This window comes from Halopseudomonas sabulinigri, from assembly GCF_900105255.1.
GTDB classification, from domain to species: Bacteria; Pseudomonadota; Gammaproteobacteria; order Pseudomonadales; family Pseudomonadaceae; genus Halopseudomonas; species Halopseudomonas sabulinigri.
Window position 1 is genome coordinate 3934504 of the sequence record NZ_LT629763.1, and the last position, 14481, is coordinate 3948984.

At 61.4% G+C, this 14481-nt stretch carries 15 protein-coding genes; 9 read left to right on the forward strand and 6 right to left on the reverse strand.

Translation table 11 applies throughout. The features are described from left to right. The first annotated feature begins 82 nt into the window (after positions 1-82). Positions 83-1036 carry an NAD(P)H-quinone oxidoreductase gene (locus tag BLU26_RS18015; RefSeq protein WP_407920334.1) on the forward strand — a complete coding sequence of 318 codons (954 nt, stop codon included), beginning with the start codon at positions 83-85 and terminating at the stop codon, positions 1034-1036. A gap of 81 nt (positions 1037-1117) precedes the next feature. Here the strand turns inward: BLU26_RS18015 and BLU26_RS18020 are convergent, their stop codons facing one another. From BLU26_RS18020 to minC, 5 genes are all read right to left on the reverse strand, one after another. Then, positions 1118-2413 (reverse strand): M18 family aminopeptidase, encoded by a 1296-nt coding sequence (locus BLU26_RS18020; protein WP_092288213.1) that lies wholly within the window; start codon positions 2411-2413, stop codon positions 1118-1120. A 25-nt stretch (positions 2414-2438) separates the two neighbouring features. Then, positions 2439-3074, reverse strand: coding sequence for an RluA family pseudouridine synthase (locus BLU26_RS18025; protein ID WP_092288214.1), 636 nt, complete (start codon positions 3072-3074; stop codon positions 2439-2441). A 43-nt stretch (positions 3075-3117) separates the two neighbouring features. Beyond that, the gene (gene minE / locus BLU26_RS18030) at positions 3118-3375 is read right to left on the reverse strand and encodes a cell division topological specificity factor MinE (RefSeq protein ID WP_092288215.1); all 258 of its coding nucleotides are present in this window, start codon (positions 3373-3375) and stop codon (positions 3118-3120) included. After that, positions 3376-4185 (reverse strand): septum site-determining protein MinD, encoded by an 810-nt coding sequence (minD, locus tag BLU26_RS18035; protein ID WP_092288216.1) that lies wholly within the window; start codon positions 4183-4185, stop codon positions 3376-3378. A 147-nt stretch (positions 4186-4332) separates the two neighbouring features. Then, positions 4333-5097 carry a septum site-determining protein MinC gene (gene minC, locus BLU26_RS18040; protein WP_092288217.1) on the reverse strand — a complete coding sequence of 255 codons (765 nt, stop codon included), beginning with the start codon at positions 5095-5097 and terminating at the stop codon, positions 4333-4335. A 108-nt stretch (positions 5098-5205) separates the two neighbouring features. Between minC and BLU26_RS18045 the strand changes: the two genes are divergently transcribed. Next, the gene (locus BLU26_RS18045) at positions 5206-6162 is read left to right on the forward strand and encodes a lipid A biosynthesis lauroyl acyltransferase (protein WP_092288218.1); all 957 of its coding nucleotides are present in this window, start codon (positions 5206-5208) and stop codon (positions 6160-6162) included. After that, positions 6159-7373 carry a patatin-like phospholipase family protein gene (locus tag BLU26_RS18050; protein WP_092288219.1) on the forward strand — a complete coding sequence of 405 codons (1215 nt, stop codon included), beginning with the start codon at positions 6159-6161 and terminating at the stop codon, positions 7371-7373. Before BLU26_RS18045 ends, BLU26_RS18050 begins: the two co-directional genes overlap by 4 nt. Positions 7374-7385: 12 nt before the next feature. Here BLU26_RS18050 and rapA read toward each other — a convergent pair whose 3' ends face one another. Then, entirely contained in the window at positions 7386-10226 is a 2841-nt protein-coding gene (gene rapA, locus BLU26_RS18055) for an RNA polymerase-associated protein RapA (protein WP_092288220.1), read from the reverse strand. A 246-nt stretch (positions 10227-10472) separates the two neighbouring features. Here rapA and BLU26_RS18060 point away from each other — a divergent pair, with 246 nt between their 5' ends. From BLU26_RS18060 to BLU26_RS18080, 6 genes are all read left to right on the forward strand, one after another. Further along, entirely contained in the window at positions 10473-10727 is a 255-nt protein-coding gene (locus BLU26_RS18060) for a hypothetical protein (RefSeq protein ID WP_092288221.1), read from the forward strand. 80 nt (positions 10728-10807) lie between these two features. Beyond that, complete coding sequence (locus BLU26_RS18065) at positions 10808-10990, forward strand: hypothetical protein (RefSeq protein WP_092288222.1); 183 nt, start codon at positions 10808-10810, stop codon at positions 10988-10990. 111 nt (positions 10991-11101) lie between these two features. Next, a complete protein-coding gene (ccoM, locus tag BLU26_RS18860) occupies positions 11102-11221 on the forward strand; it encodes a cytochrome c oxidase subunit CcoM (RefSeq protein WP_331457161.1) in 120 nt (39 codons plus the stop codon). Positions 11222-11278: 57 nt separating this feature from the next. Further along, positions 11279-11905: a tRNA-uridine aminocarboxypropyltransferase gene (locus BLU26_RS18070; RefSeq protein WP_092288223.1), complete on the forward strand. Its 627-nt coding sequence runs from the start codon at positions 11279-11281 to the stop codon at positions 11903-11905. 198 nt (positions 11906-12103) lie between these two features. Then, positions 12104-12916 carry an SDR family oxidoreductase gene (locus BLU26_RS18075; RefSeq protein WP_092288224.1) on the forward strand — a complete coding sequence of 271 codons (813 nt, stop codon included), beginning with the start codon at positions 12104-12106 and terminating at the stop codon, positions 12914-12916. A gap of 228 nt (positions 12917-13144) precedes the next feature. Continuing rightward, positions 13145-14329 carry a thiolase family protein gene (locus tag BLU26_RS18080; RefSeq protein WP_092288225.1) on the forward strand — a complete coding sequence of 395 codons (1185 nt, stop codon included), beginning with the start codon at positions 13145-13147 and terminating at the stop codon, positions 14327-14329. The last annotated feature ends 152 nt before the right edge of the window (positions 14330-14481 follow it).

Here is a 14481-nt window from a genome sequence, read left to right on the forward strand (position 1 = left end):
GGAGAGAGTATGCTTTATAGAGGTTGTGCGGGGCACTGAGTTCCCGCCTGTATTCACCTATTGAATGAACTATGGAGGCAGTGTGAGAGGATTGCAAGCCGAGGGCGGAGCACTGGTTTGGCAGCAGCAGACATCGGAAAAGCTGGAGCCGGGTCAGGTTCGCGTCAAGGTCATGGCAGCGGGTTTGAACCGCGCCGACCTGTTGCAGAAGGCCGGTATGTATCCGCCACCCGCAGGTGTCACCAGCGTATTGGGGCTGGAATGTGCAGGTGAAGTCGTTGAAGTCGCCGAAGGCACCCGCTGGCACGTGGGTGATCGGGTTTGCGCGCTGCTGGCTGGTGGCGGCATGGCAGAGGAGGTGGTGGTCGATGAGCGTCACCTGCTCTCGGTGCCCGCCAATCTGAGCTGGGCAGAAGCGGCTGCCATCCCGGAGGTGTTCAGCACAGCCTGGCTCAACATTTTTGAGCTGGCCAACGCCCGCGCGGGCGAAAAAGTTCTGATTCATGCGGGCGCCAGTGGTGTGGGTACCGCCGCGATTCAGTTGTGCAAAGCGCAAGGCAACCCCTGCTGGGTGACCGTGGGCAGTCAGGACAAACTTGATGCCTGCATCGAGCTAGGTGCCGAAGGCGGTGCGCTGCGTCAGGGCGGCATTGCTGCGCTGCAAAGTGACGGCCCCTTTGATGTGGTGCTGGATCCGGTTGGCGCCAACTACGCCGCGGACCACCTTGACCTGTTGGCAGTTGATGGCCGCTGGGTGCTGATTGGTCTGATGGGCGGCCGCGAGGCCACACTGGATCTGGCCAAGATGCTGGTCAAGCGCACGCGCCTGATTGGCTCGACGCTGCGAACGCGCGATGCCGATTTCAAGGCGACCCTGCTGGCAGATATGGAGCAGCGCCTGATCCCGTTGTTCGCCAAGGGCGAACTCAAACCGCTGGTGGCCAAGACCTTCAGCTTTGAGGATGCCGCTGCGGCCTTCGATGAGCTGGCCAGCGACCAAGTGATTGGCAAGGTCATCCTGCTGCGCGAAGTCTGATCCGGAAAAAGAAAACCCCGCCGCGCTCCGAGAGCGCGGCGGGGTTTTTTGTTGTCGCCAGAGCCAGAGCGGCAACAGTCCCTAGATAAGCTGCGCACTGTTGAAAAAGTGCCGCAACACCTCGGTCAGATACCCTGGATCGCGGCTGCCGGCCAGCTCACGGATCGAGTGCATGGCAAAGGTCGGGGCGCCGATGTCCACGGTGCGCACGCCGAGGCGGCTGGCGGTGATCGGACCAATGGTGCTGCCGCAGCCCATGTCGCTGCGTACCACAAAGCTCTGTACCGGTACCTTGGCCGCAGCGCACAGCTGGCGGAAGAAGGCGGCGGTTTCGCTGTTGGTGGCGTAGCGCTGGTTACTGTTGATCTTGATCACCGGGCCGGCGTTCAGTTTCGGGCCATGATTTTCGTCGTGGCGTGCCGCGTAATTGGGGTGCACGGCATGGGCGTTGTCGGCCGAGACCAGCAGCGAGCGCTGAATGACCTGCACCCGCCGAGTGGCATCGGGTATCAGGCGGCAGAGCACATCTTCAAGAAACGGCCCATCGGCGCCGCAGCAAGAGCTGGAGCCGATCTCTTCATGGTCAGTACAGACCAGTAGACAGGCTTGCTCGGGGCTGGCGTCGAGCAGTGCGGTCAGGCCGGCGTGGCAGGACAACAGGTTGTCCAGCCGGGCAGCACTGAAAAAATCGTTGTCCAGGCCGATGGTGGCCGGTGGCTGGGTATCGTAGAAGCTCAGCTCGTAGTCGAGCACGGTCGCCTCGGCGCAATCGGGGTGTTCGCGCTGGAGCTGCTCGGCCAGCAAACTGCGCAGATCGCGCACCGGATCGAGGCTGTGCGCCAACACCGGCGGCAGATCGGTCTGCGCGTTGATCGGCTGGCCGTCGTTGACGCCGCGGTTGAGGTGAATCGCCAGATTGGGGATCACCGCAATCGGCCGTTTGAAGTCGATCAGGCGGCTGGCGATACGTCCTGCGCCATCGCGGAAGCTGACGCGACCCGCCAGCGACAGGTCGCGGTCGAACCAGGGCGCGAGCAGGGCGCCGCCATAAACTTCCACGCCCAGTTGCCAAAGGCCCTGCTGGTTCAGTTCCGGCTGCGGTTTAACCCGCAGGCATGGGCTGTCGGTGTGTGCGCCGACCAGACGAATGCCGCGCTCGAAGTTGTCCGCATCGCCCAGCTGAAAGGCAATCAGCGAGGAGTCATTGCGCGTTACCAGGTATTTGCCGCCAGCCTCGAGTTGCCAGTCTGAGCGCTCATCCAAAGCGGTATAACCCGCCTCCAGCAGCCTCTGGCGCAGGCTGGCGGTCGCGTGGAAAGGTGTGGGTGACTGGCTGATGAAGTCGGCCAGATCCTGATTCAAGGCGGTGTGCGACATGCCGGACTCCTGAATGGCAATTGGTTCAAAACGGGCTGGGGCACTCGAAGGCCATGCGCTCGCCACTTTCCGGGTGGCTGATGACCAGCCGCGCTGCGTGCAACGCCAGGCGCGGACAGGCCTGCAGCGCTGGCTCATGCGCGTAAAGGCGGTCGCCCAGCAGCGGATGGCCGATGGCGAGCATGTGCACACGCAACTGATGCGAGCGTCCGGTAATGGGCGTCAGCTCGACGCGGCAATAATCCTGATACCGCTCGGTCACCCGCCAGAAGGTCTGCGCATGCTTGCCCAGCTCGTGATCTACGATGTGTCTTGGCTTGTTGGGTGGATCATAGCGCAGCGGCAGGTCGATGTGCCCGGAATCCGTTTCCGGTTGCCCCCAGCACAGCGCGATATAGGTCTTCTCGGTCTCGCGGTCGTGAAACTGGCGAGACAGCTCGCGATGCGCGTCAGGATTGCGGGCGATCACCAGCAGGCCGGAGGTTTCCCAGTCGAGGCGATGTACGATGCGCGCCTCGGGGTAACCATTGTCCTGCAGGCGAGTGATCAGGCAATCCTTGTTATCCTCGGCGCGGCCGGGCACAGACAGCAGTAGAGTAGGTTTGTTGACGATCAGAAAGGCCGGATCCTGATGCAGGATGCCGATATCGGTCAGGGGCATGGGGGTTCCGCTGCGCCACCCTTGATCGGGTGGCGCATAGTCTTCAGGGGCGTTCGGGCAGGGTGATGTTCAGCTCGAGGATAGAGCAGTCATCCTGGTTGTCGAGCGCCACATGCACCTGTTCACGATCAATCTGCACGTACTTGCTGATCACGTCGATGATTTCCTGCTGCAACTGTGGCAGGTAGTCGGGCTGGTTACGCTGGCCACGTTCGTGGGCGACTATGATCTGCAGGCGCTCTTTGGCGATAGAAGCCGTCGCCGGCTTCTTGCGGTCGCGGAAGTAGTCGAAGATGCTCATTTAGCGACCTCCGAACAGGCGCTGCAGCAGCCCCTTCTTCTGCAGTTCGAGGAAGCGGTGTGGCATATCCTTGCCCAACAGGCGCTCTACGGCATCAGCGTAGGCCTGACCGGCGTCGCTCTTGTCGTCCATGATCACCGGCACGCCCTGGTTGGAGGCTTTCAGCACCGCCTGGGACTCTGGGATTACGCCCAGCAAGGGGATCGACAGAATATCTTCCACATCGCTGACCGAGAGCATTTCGCCGTTTTCGACGCGCTCTGGGTTGTAGCGGGTCAGCAGCAGGTGTTCCTTGATTTTCTCGCCGCCTTCGGCGCGCTTGGACTTGCTTGCCAGCAGCCCCAGCATACGGTCTGAGTCACGCACCGAGGAGACCTCGGGGTTGGTGACTACAACGGCTTCATCGGCAAAATACATAGCCAGGTGAGCGCCTTTCTCGATACCAGCAGGGGAGTCGCAGACGATGTAATCGAAGGTTTCCTTCAATTCGTTCAGCACGCGCTCGACGCCCTCGGGGGTCAGTGCGTCTTTATCCCGCGTTTGCGAGGCCGGCAGGATGAACAGGTTGTCGGAGCGCTTGTCCTTGATCAGGGTCTGATTCAGGTTGGAGTCGCCGTTGATCAGATTGACGAAGTCATACACCACGCGCCGTTCGCAACCCATGATCAGGTCAAGGTTACGCAGCCCTACGTCGAAGTCGACGATGACTGTCTTGAAGCCGCGCAGTGCCAAACCGGTACCGATGGCGGCGCTGGTGGTGGTTTTGCCCACCCCGCCCTTGCCTGATGTGACGACGATGATCTTTGCCAAAATGACCTTCCTGTCGAATTTCTCTAATGGTGGAGTGCGGCGCTGAAAACGATGCTTGCAACGCGAAAAAGTGCTGTCTTGGGGGAGCCCAGATGTTGGCCAGAAGCCACGTTTGGCGGGCACCCCCGAATGGCTGAACAGTATCTGTTAAAGGCTGGTGATCTTCAAGCTGTCACCGGCCAAAGTGATATGTACTGCCTGTTTCCAGTGTTGCTCTTTGCGCAAATCTTCTGCGACCTTGTATTGCCCGGCGATAGACACCAGCTCAGCCTCAAGGTTCTGACAGAAAATGCGCGCTTCGCTGTTGCCCTGCACGCCGGCCAAGGCGCGGCCGCGCAGGGGGCCGTAGACGTGAATGTGACCATCGGCCAGCAGTTCGGCACCGGCGCTGACCGGCGCCATCACCACCAGATCGCCACCGCGGGCGTAGACCTGCTGCCCGGAGCGAACCGGCTCGGTAATCAACTTGCCACCGCCGAGTACCGGCTGTGGCGCTTCGATTGAGGGCGCGGGCGCCGGCTTGGGCGCCGGCTTGGGTGCCGGGGCCGGAGTCTCGATCACTTTCTCACGCTGGCGCCCGACCGGCACCAGGACCATGCCGGCGCTTTGCGCCAGCGGGCGGAAGTCTTCGCCACCGCGCAGCGCGACTGGCTGCAGGCCGTGCTGACGGCAGGTAGCCAGCAGGGTTTTCAAGGCCGCGGCGTCGATCTTGTCGGCCAGTTTGTCGAGCGCGATCACCACCGGGGTATCAACAAAGAAGTTGGGCGCTTGCTCGACCTTTTCGGCCAGTTGACGCGCAAAATGGTCGTGGGACAGGCGGGCCAATTCGACAACCGTCATGGTCAGCATGCCGCCCTTGAGGTGAAATACCGGGTCGTTGTCGAGCAGGTCCAGCGTGGTGTCAGCAGTCATGATCTTTCCGTTTCGCATTAATGGGCACACTTATATAGATTGACTACGCTGATCGCAAGCCGTGTGCGGCTTGGTTAGAATGTGGCTTTTGCACAAATGGATATCTCAATGGATCACGCGGTTTTTACCCGAGCCCTGTTGCACCCTCGTTATTGGCTATTGTGGCTGGGGCTTGGGCTGTTGTGGCTGGTTGTTCAGCTGCCGTATCCATTGTTACTGGGGCTGGGGCGCGTGCTCGGCAAGCTCATGTACTGGTTCATGGCCGATCGCCGTGAGGTGGCGCGGGTCAATCTTCAATTATGCTTCCCGCAGATGAATCAGCTGCAGCGCGAGCAGTTGCTGCGCGAGAACTTTGCGTCGAACGGCATCGCTCTGTTTGAAATGGCGATGGCCTGGTGGTGGCCCAAGCGCCGGCTGGCTCGCCTGGCGCACATAGAGGGTATCGAGCACCTGCAGAACGCGGCGGCCAAGGGGCAGGGTGTGGTACTGATGTCGTTGCACTTCACCACTCTGGAAATTGGCGCGGCGCTGCTTGGGCAGGTGGTGACCATCGACGGCATGTACCGCGAGCATCGCAATGCCGCGTTCGATTATGTGCAGCGTCGTGGTCGCGAGCGGCATAATCGCGATGCCAAGGCGGTTGAGCGCGAGGACGTGCGCAGCATGATGCGCTCACTGCGCAGCGGTCGGGCTATCTGGTATGCGCCCGATCAGGATTACGGGCGCAAGGCCAGTGTGTTCGTTCCGCTGTTTGGCGTAGAGGCGGCGACCGTGACGGCCACCAGTACCTTCGCGCGGCTCGGCAAGGCGCAGGTGGTGCCCTTTACCCAACGCCGCCTGCCCCATGCGCAGGGCTATCAATTGACTATTCATCCGCCGCTGCAGGACTTCCCGGGCGGCGACGATACCGCCGATGCGGTGCGCATCAATCAGTGGGTTGAACAGGCGGTGGCCGCGCAGCCCGAGCAGTACATGTGGGTGCATCGCCGCTTCAAGACGCGCCCGGAAGGCGTTGCCCGGCCTTACGCCAAGCGCCGCCGGCGGCGTCGGCGCAGCCGCCGATGATGCATATGCAGCGGCCGAGCGATTGCACCGGGCTGATCCTCTCCGGCGGCGGCGCGCGAGCGGCCTATCAGGTGGGCGTGCTGTCGGTCATTGCGGAGTTGCTGCCGGCGGGTGCGAGTAACCCTTTTCCGGTTATCTGCGGCACCTCGGCTGGTGCCATCAATGCGGTGGCGCTGGCCAGTCACGCGCGTGATTTCAGTGTCGGGGTGGCTCGGTTGCAGGAGGTCTGGTCGTCCTTTCATTGTGCGCAGGTGTATCGCAGCGACTGGCTCGGCGTCACCGCACAGGCATGGCGCTGGGCCCGGGCCAATCTGCTCGGGATGCCCAGCAAGCAGCCAACGGCGCTGCTTGATAATGCACCGCTGCGTGATCTGCTGGAGCACACACTCAAGTTTGGCCAGATTGACGACAGCCTGAGCGCTGGCGTATTGCGGGCGATTTCGGTCAGCGCCTTTGGTTATCAGTCGGCTGACTCGGTCAACTTCTATCAGGGGGTGGAGCGCATCTCGCCCTGGGCGCGGCACCGCCGCGTTGGCGTACAGACACGGCTGGGGCTGGAGCACCTGATGGCGTCCTCGGCCATTCCGCTGGTGTTCCCGCCCGTGCTGCTGAACCGCGAATGGTTTGGCGATGGCGCCGTACGCCAACAGGCGCCGATCAGCCCGGCGCTGCACTTGGGCGCCAACCGGGTACTGGTCATTGGTGTTTCCGACAACCTGTCGAGCCAGCCGGCCGGCGGTCGCCGTGGCCCGCGCCTGCGCGCCGCGCTGCCACCGACGCTGGCGCAGATTGGCGGTCACCTGCTGAGCAGTACCTTTGTGGATAACCTGGAAGCTGATGTCGAACTGCTGGAGCGCATGAATCGATTGGCGGGCTATCTGCCGACTGGGTCGCGGCACTCCGGCAAGGGGGTGCGCCAGGTAGAAGTGCAGATCATCTCGCCCAGCGAACCGCTGAACCTGATTGCTGCGCGTCACCGCAAGGCCATGCCGCGCAGCCTGCGCGCTTTCTTGCGGGGCAGTGGTGCGACCCGAGCGTCAGGCGGCAGCGTGCTCAGTTACCTGCTGTTCGAGGCCGAGTATTGCCAGGAGTTGATTGAGCTGGGGCGCCGCGATGCGATGGCCAAGACGGACTCGCTGCAGCGCTTTCTCGGTCTGGTTTGCCCGCTGCAGGAACCGGCCGAAACCGACTCCCACGCGGGCGGCGCCTGAGCCGCGAGGGCGTCAGCCTACTACCAGCACACGAATGGCATCCAGGCGCAGCTTGGCTTGCTGCAGCACGTGGTTGCCCTGTTCGTACTGGCGCTCCAGCGCGCTGATTTCATCGTCACGTACCAGGGGATTGACCGCCTGCAGGGCCTTGAGTCGCTGGATTTCCTCATCCAGTTCACGGCTGAAACGCGCTCTCGCGTCCTGCACCAGTTGCTGGTGCTGACCCTGCGCCGCTGCCTCGGCGTGTTTGAGCAGGTTTTCTACCGGCTCACGCTGGGTCTTGGCGATCTTGGTGGCCAACTGACGCGGCAAGGATTCCACCTGCGCATCCAGGGTATCGAAACTGACCTTGGCGGCCAGGTCGTTGCCGTTGGTGTCCAGCAGGCAGCGAATCGGCGTAGGCGGCAGGTAACGTTGCAACTGCAGGGCGCGCGGTGCGATGGCCTCGCAGACGTAGATGCACTCCAGCAGCATGGTGCCGGGCTTCAGTGCCTTGTTCTTGAGCAGGCCCACGGAGCTGTTGCCCATACTGCCGGACAGCACCAGATCCATGCCGCCCTGCAGCATGGGGTGCTCCCAGGTAAGGAATTGCATGTCTTCCCGGGTGAGCGCCGTCTCGCGGTCGTAGGTAATGGTCACGCCTTCGTCATCGCCGAGCGGGAAGCCGGCATCCAGCATGCGCTCGCCGGGGCGCAGTACCAGGGCGTTATCGGAGTGATCATCGCTGTCGATGCCAAAGACGTCAAACAGCCGCTCCATATAAATGGGCAACTGAAAATCGTTGTCCTGCTGCTCGATGGCGTCAATCATCTGCTCGGAATCCTGGTGGCCGCGCGAATGCAGTTCCAGCAGGCGGTCACGCCCGTTGTGCAGCTCCTGTTCGGTCGCCAGACGCTGGTTGCGCGCAGTGTCCAGCAGCGCTTCCCAGGCCTTGGCATCCGGATGATCCAGTTGCTGCAGCAGGGCACCGCCGAACTCGTGTTGCAGTGCGTTGCCGGCAGGGCAGGTGGCCTGGAAGGCGTTGAGCGCGAGGTGATACCACTCGAACAGGCGCTGCTGCGCGGTATCTTCCAAATAGGGCACGTGCAGCTGAATAGTTTCACGCTGACCGATGCGGTCCAGGCGGCCAATGCGCTGCTCCAGCAGGTCGGGGTGGCTGGGCAGGTCGAACATCACCAAATGGTGTGCAAACTGGAAGTTGCGGCCTTCGCTGCCAATCTCCGAACAGATCATCACCTGGGCGCCAAACTCTTCGTCGGCGAAGAAGGCGGCGGCGCGGTCCCGCTCGATGATGCTCATGCCTTCGTGGAATACGGTAGCGGGCACGCCGCTGCGCACGCGCAGGGCGTCTTCCAGGTCCAGCGCGGTTTCGGCGTGGGCGCAGATTACCAGCACCTTGCTGCGCTTGAGCAGTTTCAGGGTGTCTATCAGCCACTCTACGCGCGGATCTTCCAACCACCACAGGGTGTCGGCGGCATCAAAATCGGCCTGCAACGGTTGCTCTGGGTAAAGCGCGACCCGACCTTCCAGATCCTGGTACAGCGCAGGGCAGGGTAGCGGGTAGGCGTGCAGTTGACGTTCGGGGAAGCCGGAGATGGCGGCGCGGGTGTTGCGGTACAGCACGCGACCGGTGCCATGGCGATCAAGCAGTTGGCGCACCAGGCTGTCGCGCGCCTCGTCTGCCGCTGCGCCGGGCTGGCTCAGGGCGGCCAGCTGCGCTTCGGCGCCATTGCCCAGCCAGTCGACGATGGCGCTGTGGTCGGCGTCGGTCAATTGATCTGCTTCGAGCAGGTGCTGAACCGCATCGGCGACCGGCTGATAACGCTCGGCCTCGGCGATGAACTCGGGCAGGTTGTGGAAGCGGTCGGGGTCGAGCAGACGCAGGCGGGCAAAGTGACTGGCCTGGCCCAACTGTTCGGGGGTGGCCGTCAGCAGCAGTACGGCGGGAATCTGCCGCGCCAGACTTTCGACCAGCTGGTACTCGGGGCTGGGTTTGTCTTCATCCCAGACCAGGTGGTGCGCTTCATCAACGACCAGCATGTCCCAATCGGTCTGCTGCAGGTAATCGCTGACCTTGTCGTTCTCCAACAGGTATTCCAGGGAAATCAGTGCGAGCTGTTCTTCCTCGAAAGGGTTCTCTTCGGCGCCTTCACAGCGGTCGGGGTTGAACAGGGCAAATTGCAGGTTGAAGCGGCGGCGCATTTCTACCAGCCACTGGTGCTGCAGGTTCTCCGGTACCACGATCAGTACGCGGCGGATGCGCCCGGTCTGAATCTGGCGGTGCAGCACCAGGCCGGCCTCGATGGTTTTACCCAGGCCCACCTCGTCTGCCAGCAATACCCGTGGTGCCATGCGGTCGGCCACATCGCGGGCGATGTGCAACTGGTGACCAATCGGTTGGGTACGTACCCCGGCGAGGCCCAACAGTGGCGAGCGCTGTATGCGGCAGAAGTGGCGCAGACTCTCATGACGCAGGCTGAACCAGGGGAGTGCGTCGATCTGGCTGGCGAACAGCCGGTCACTGGCAAGGCGGAACTGGATGAAGTTGTCGAGCATGGTTTCGGCGAAGGTTGCCTCGCTGCCATCCTCGCGCAGGCCGCTGTAGACCAGCAGGCCATTCTCTTCACCGACATCGTTGACGGTAATGCTCCAGCCCTCGTGGTGGCTGATGTTGTCGCCGGGGCTGAAGCGCACCCGGGTGAGCGGCGCATTGCGCAGAGCGTAGTGACGAGTCTCGCCGCTGGCGGGATATAGCACCACCACCAGTCGATCGTCCTGAGAGAGGACTGTGCCCAGCCCCAGTTCCGATTCGCTGTCACTTACCCAGCGCTGTCCCGGGATAAAACCTGCCATGCCTCTCTCCTGACCGTGCGAAAAAAAGGGCGCACATCTTACCCGATCACCCCGCCGGCAGAAACCTTGGGTTTGTGCGGCTGGGGCCCTTTTCGCCTTTACAGCTGGTTAAAAAACATTCAATTATGTGGCGTAGATCACAGTTGTTGCAGTAAAGGCGCGATCTTTGCAGTCGATACAGTGTAGACAACTTTGCTACAGAGCCGCTGACAGGGTGTCGAGTCGGCTTTCACGAGGCTACACATTATGCTGATTCCAGGGCTTCCCCCCGCGGGGGCGCAGCATGACCCGGTCAAATTCAAGCGGCAGGTGGAACCGACGCGCGAATCGACCGCGGTCGATCAAACCACGGCTGCACCGGTTGAGCGTCGTCAGCGCGACAAAGGCCGCTGGCCTGAGCGGCGGCGCAAGCGTCGGCGCTTCACGCGTCAGGAGCAGGCGCCGGAGGAGCGCAACTTCGACCTGCCAGAGAAGGGGCTGCTGGTTGACATAGAAGTCTGATGCGGTGATAGGCTGAGCGAATGAAGCAACCCTTGTGCGCCATCGCACCCCAGTGAGGCCTCCGGTCAGAGGTGTAATGCATGTCTGATAAATCCGATTCTGCCGTGGTTATTGATCTTGCCAAGGCGCGCCGTGAGCGCATTCACGATATTCACGATGCCAAGCTGGATGCAATGCGCAGTGCGTTTGCCAAGGCCTTGCCGTTAGCCAACGCCAAGGCGGCGAGCAAAAAAGGCAAGAAGCGCAAGAAAAAGCCACGCTGATAAGCGGCGCCAGTCGCCTGCCGGTTAGATTGTGGTTTCGTTGATACCGGTCAATATTTCCCGTTGGGTGTCGGCATAACCTGTGTACATGGATAACGCAGGAGGTGCCCCATGTACATTGATGCAGCGGTAATAGCAGGTTTGATTACAGTCGGCCTGATACTGGCTTTTTTTGGTGGTGTTGGCCTATTCATCTGGAAAGATATCCAGAAAACCAAGAACAAGCCCTGAGTCAGGCTGCCATAAGTTGAGGCATAATGAGCGCTCTGTGTACAAAGGCGGCTCATTATGTCCAGCTCCAGCCCATCGGCTGCTCGCCCGCGTTGCGAGCGTTGCTTGCGTTCCGCGCAGCAGTGTTTGTGCCCACTGATCCCCAATCTTAATAGCCACACCCGGCTGCTTATCGTGCAGCACCCATCCGAGCGGCATCACGCGCTCAATACCGCCAGACTGCTGGCGCTCGGGCTGCAGCAGGCCGAGTTGCTGGTCGCCGAATCCCTTGCCGAGCACCCGCAGTGGCTTGCCGCCCTGCAGGACCCGCACTGGCGTACCGAGCTGTTGTTTCCCGGCCCTGACGTGCCGCTGGTCAGTGCGCAGCCTGAGGATTCGCGGCCGCGACGCCTGGTATTGCTCGATGGCACCTGGCGCAAGGCGCGTAAATTGATGCACGTGAATCCGGCTTTGCAGGCGCTGCCGCGGGTTAGTCTGCCCGCGTCGCTGCGCAGTCGTTACCGGCTGCGCAAGGTGCCGCACCCAGGGGCGCTGTCGACTATCGAAGCGGGCGTCGAGGCGCTGCGAATTCTGGAGCCTGGCCTGCCTGTAGATCAATTGCTGGCGCCGTTCGATGCCTTGATTGATGCCCAGATCAACGCCATGGGCGCTGATCTTTACGCGCGTAATTACCGCACGCACTGAGGCGCTTCGCAATGCAGTATGTGGACCATCGTGCAGTCGTGTAGTGTGCTTGATTCATGCCGTTTATAACGCGCTTTTCTCCCTTCCTGTGCCCCCGCTTGTCGCTAGACTGAGGCCACGAGCCATCTGCTCGCCGTGAACAAAACAACAAAAACAGCGGTATTCGATAGTTAAGGGACTCTCATGGAATCAACAGGCATGCAGTCAACAGGACAACGGGTCGTTATTACCGGCGCCGGCAGTGGGCTGGGGCGCGAACTGGCGCTGCGCTATGCCCGAGAAGGCGCGCGTCTGGCGCTGGCCGACATTAATGACGACGGCTTGAAAGAAACTCGCCAGTTGGTGGCGGATGCCGGCGGCTGGAGCTTCAGTCAACGCTGCGATGTGCGCGATTTCAGTCAGTTGGCGGCGCTGGCGCAGAGCTGTGAAGAGCGCTTTGGTGGTGTGGATGTGTTGATCAACAATGCCGGAGTGGCCTCGGGTGGCATGTTCTGGGATCTGAGCCTGGAAGACTGGGACTTTCAGATCGGCATCAATCTCATTGGCGTGGTCAAGGGATGCAAGGCTTTCATGCCGTTGCTGCTGGCCCAGGGTAATGGCCGCATCATCAATATTGCCTCGATGGCGGCGCATATCCAGACACCGGGGATGAGCAATTACAACGTTGCCAAGGCGGGCGTGGTGGCGTTGTCGGAGAGTCTTCTGGCTGAGTTGCAGCCGCTGGGCATCAAGGTCAGTGTGGTTTGTCCGTCTTTCTTTCAGACCAACCTGCTGGACTCCTACCACGGGCCGGATCATCAATCGAAAAACGACATGGCGAAGCTGCTGGAAAGCTCACCCATCAGTGCCGCCGATGTGGCCGACATCACCTATCGCGAAAGCGAGGCAGACCGCTTCATGATTCTGCCGCACGAACGCGGCCGCCTGGCGCTGGAGCAAAAGCGCGCCGACCCGCAGGTGATCTATCAGGAAATGTTCAAACTGGCGGCGCGGCGCCTGCAACAGGGCTGAGCTGCAGGCATGCGCCTGACCGATCAGTCGCGGCTGGTGGTCGGGCGCTGCGCTTCAAATGGCGCTTTATCACGCCGGTCTATTGTGTTTACCCCGGCCCTTCGGGTCATTATGCTTGTTCGCCTCTGGTAGCCGCGGCGGGTGTCGCGCGCAGCCTTTTTCCACGAATACTCGGCCTGCACGGCAGTCGGTATTCGTTACACCCCCTGCTGATGTGAGGTTACAAGCATGCGTGACGTCGTTATTGTCGACAGTGTACGGACCGGTCTGGCCAAGTCATTCCGTGGCAAGTTCAACATTACCCGCCCGGATGACATGGCGGCGCATTGTGTCAACGCGCTGATCGAACGCACCGGTATTGATCCCAAGATGATCGACGACTGCATCGTTGGTGCCGGCTCCAATGAAGGCGCACAGGGCCACAACATCGGCCGTAACGTTGCCGTGCTGTCCAAAATGGGTATCGACGTCGCTGGCATGACCTTGAACCGTTACTGCTCCTCGGGTCTGCAATCCATCGCCATCGCGGCCAACCAGATTGCATCGGGCTGCTCCGATGCCATCGTTGCCGGTGGTGTTGAGTCCATCACCATGACCGCCAAGAGCCGTAACACCGATAACTTCGTCAACCCGATTCTGGAAAAAGACTTTCCGGGTATCTACTACCCCATGGGCCAGACTGCCGAGATCGTTGCGCGTCGTTACAACGTCACCCGCGAGCAGCAGGATGAGTACGCGCTGCAGAGCCAGCAACGCACCGCGCGTGCCCAGGCTGAAGGTCTGTTCGACGACGAAATCGTACCGATGAACGTCAAATACCAGGTGCAGGACAAGGCCACCGGCGAAGTCAGCGTGGTTGATGGCGTGGTTGACCGTGACGAGTGCAACCGTCCGGAGACCACCCTGGAAGGTCTGAACAGCCTCAAGCCGGTCTTCGCCGAAGACGGTTCGGTAACTGCTGGTAACGCTTCGCAGCTGTCTGATGGTGCGTCCATGACGCTGCTGATGAGCCTCGACAAGGCGCTGGAGCTGGGTCTTAAGCCGCTGGCTTACTTCCGCGGTTTTGCGGTAGCCGGTTGCGAGCCCGACGAAATGGGCATCGGCCCGGTCTACTCGGTGCCCAAACTGCTGAAAGCACGCGGTCTGACCGTGGAAGACATCGACCTGTGGGAGCTGAACGAAGCCTTTGCTTCCCAGTGCCTGTATGCGCGCGACTTCCTCAAGATCGATAACGAGAAGTACAACGTCAACGGTGGCTCTATTTCCATCGGTCACCCCTTTGGTATGACCGGCTCTCGCCAGGTTGGCCATCTGGTACGCGAGCTGCAGCGTCGCGGCAAGCGTTACGGTGTGGTAACCATGTGTGTTGGCGGCGGCATGGGCGCAACCGGCCTGTTCGAAGCCTACCAGTAACACCGCAATCACAGCCGGCCAGCAGGCCGGCTACGTTGCCAGGGCGTGCCATGTGCACGCCTTTTTTGTGCGCGCGATTTTTGCTGCTGGTGGGCTGTGTCAGGCGCGCGGCGCTGTGGCACAATGCGGAGACTATTCAGGGGACAGGATCG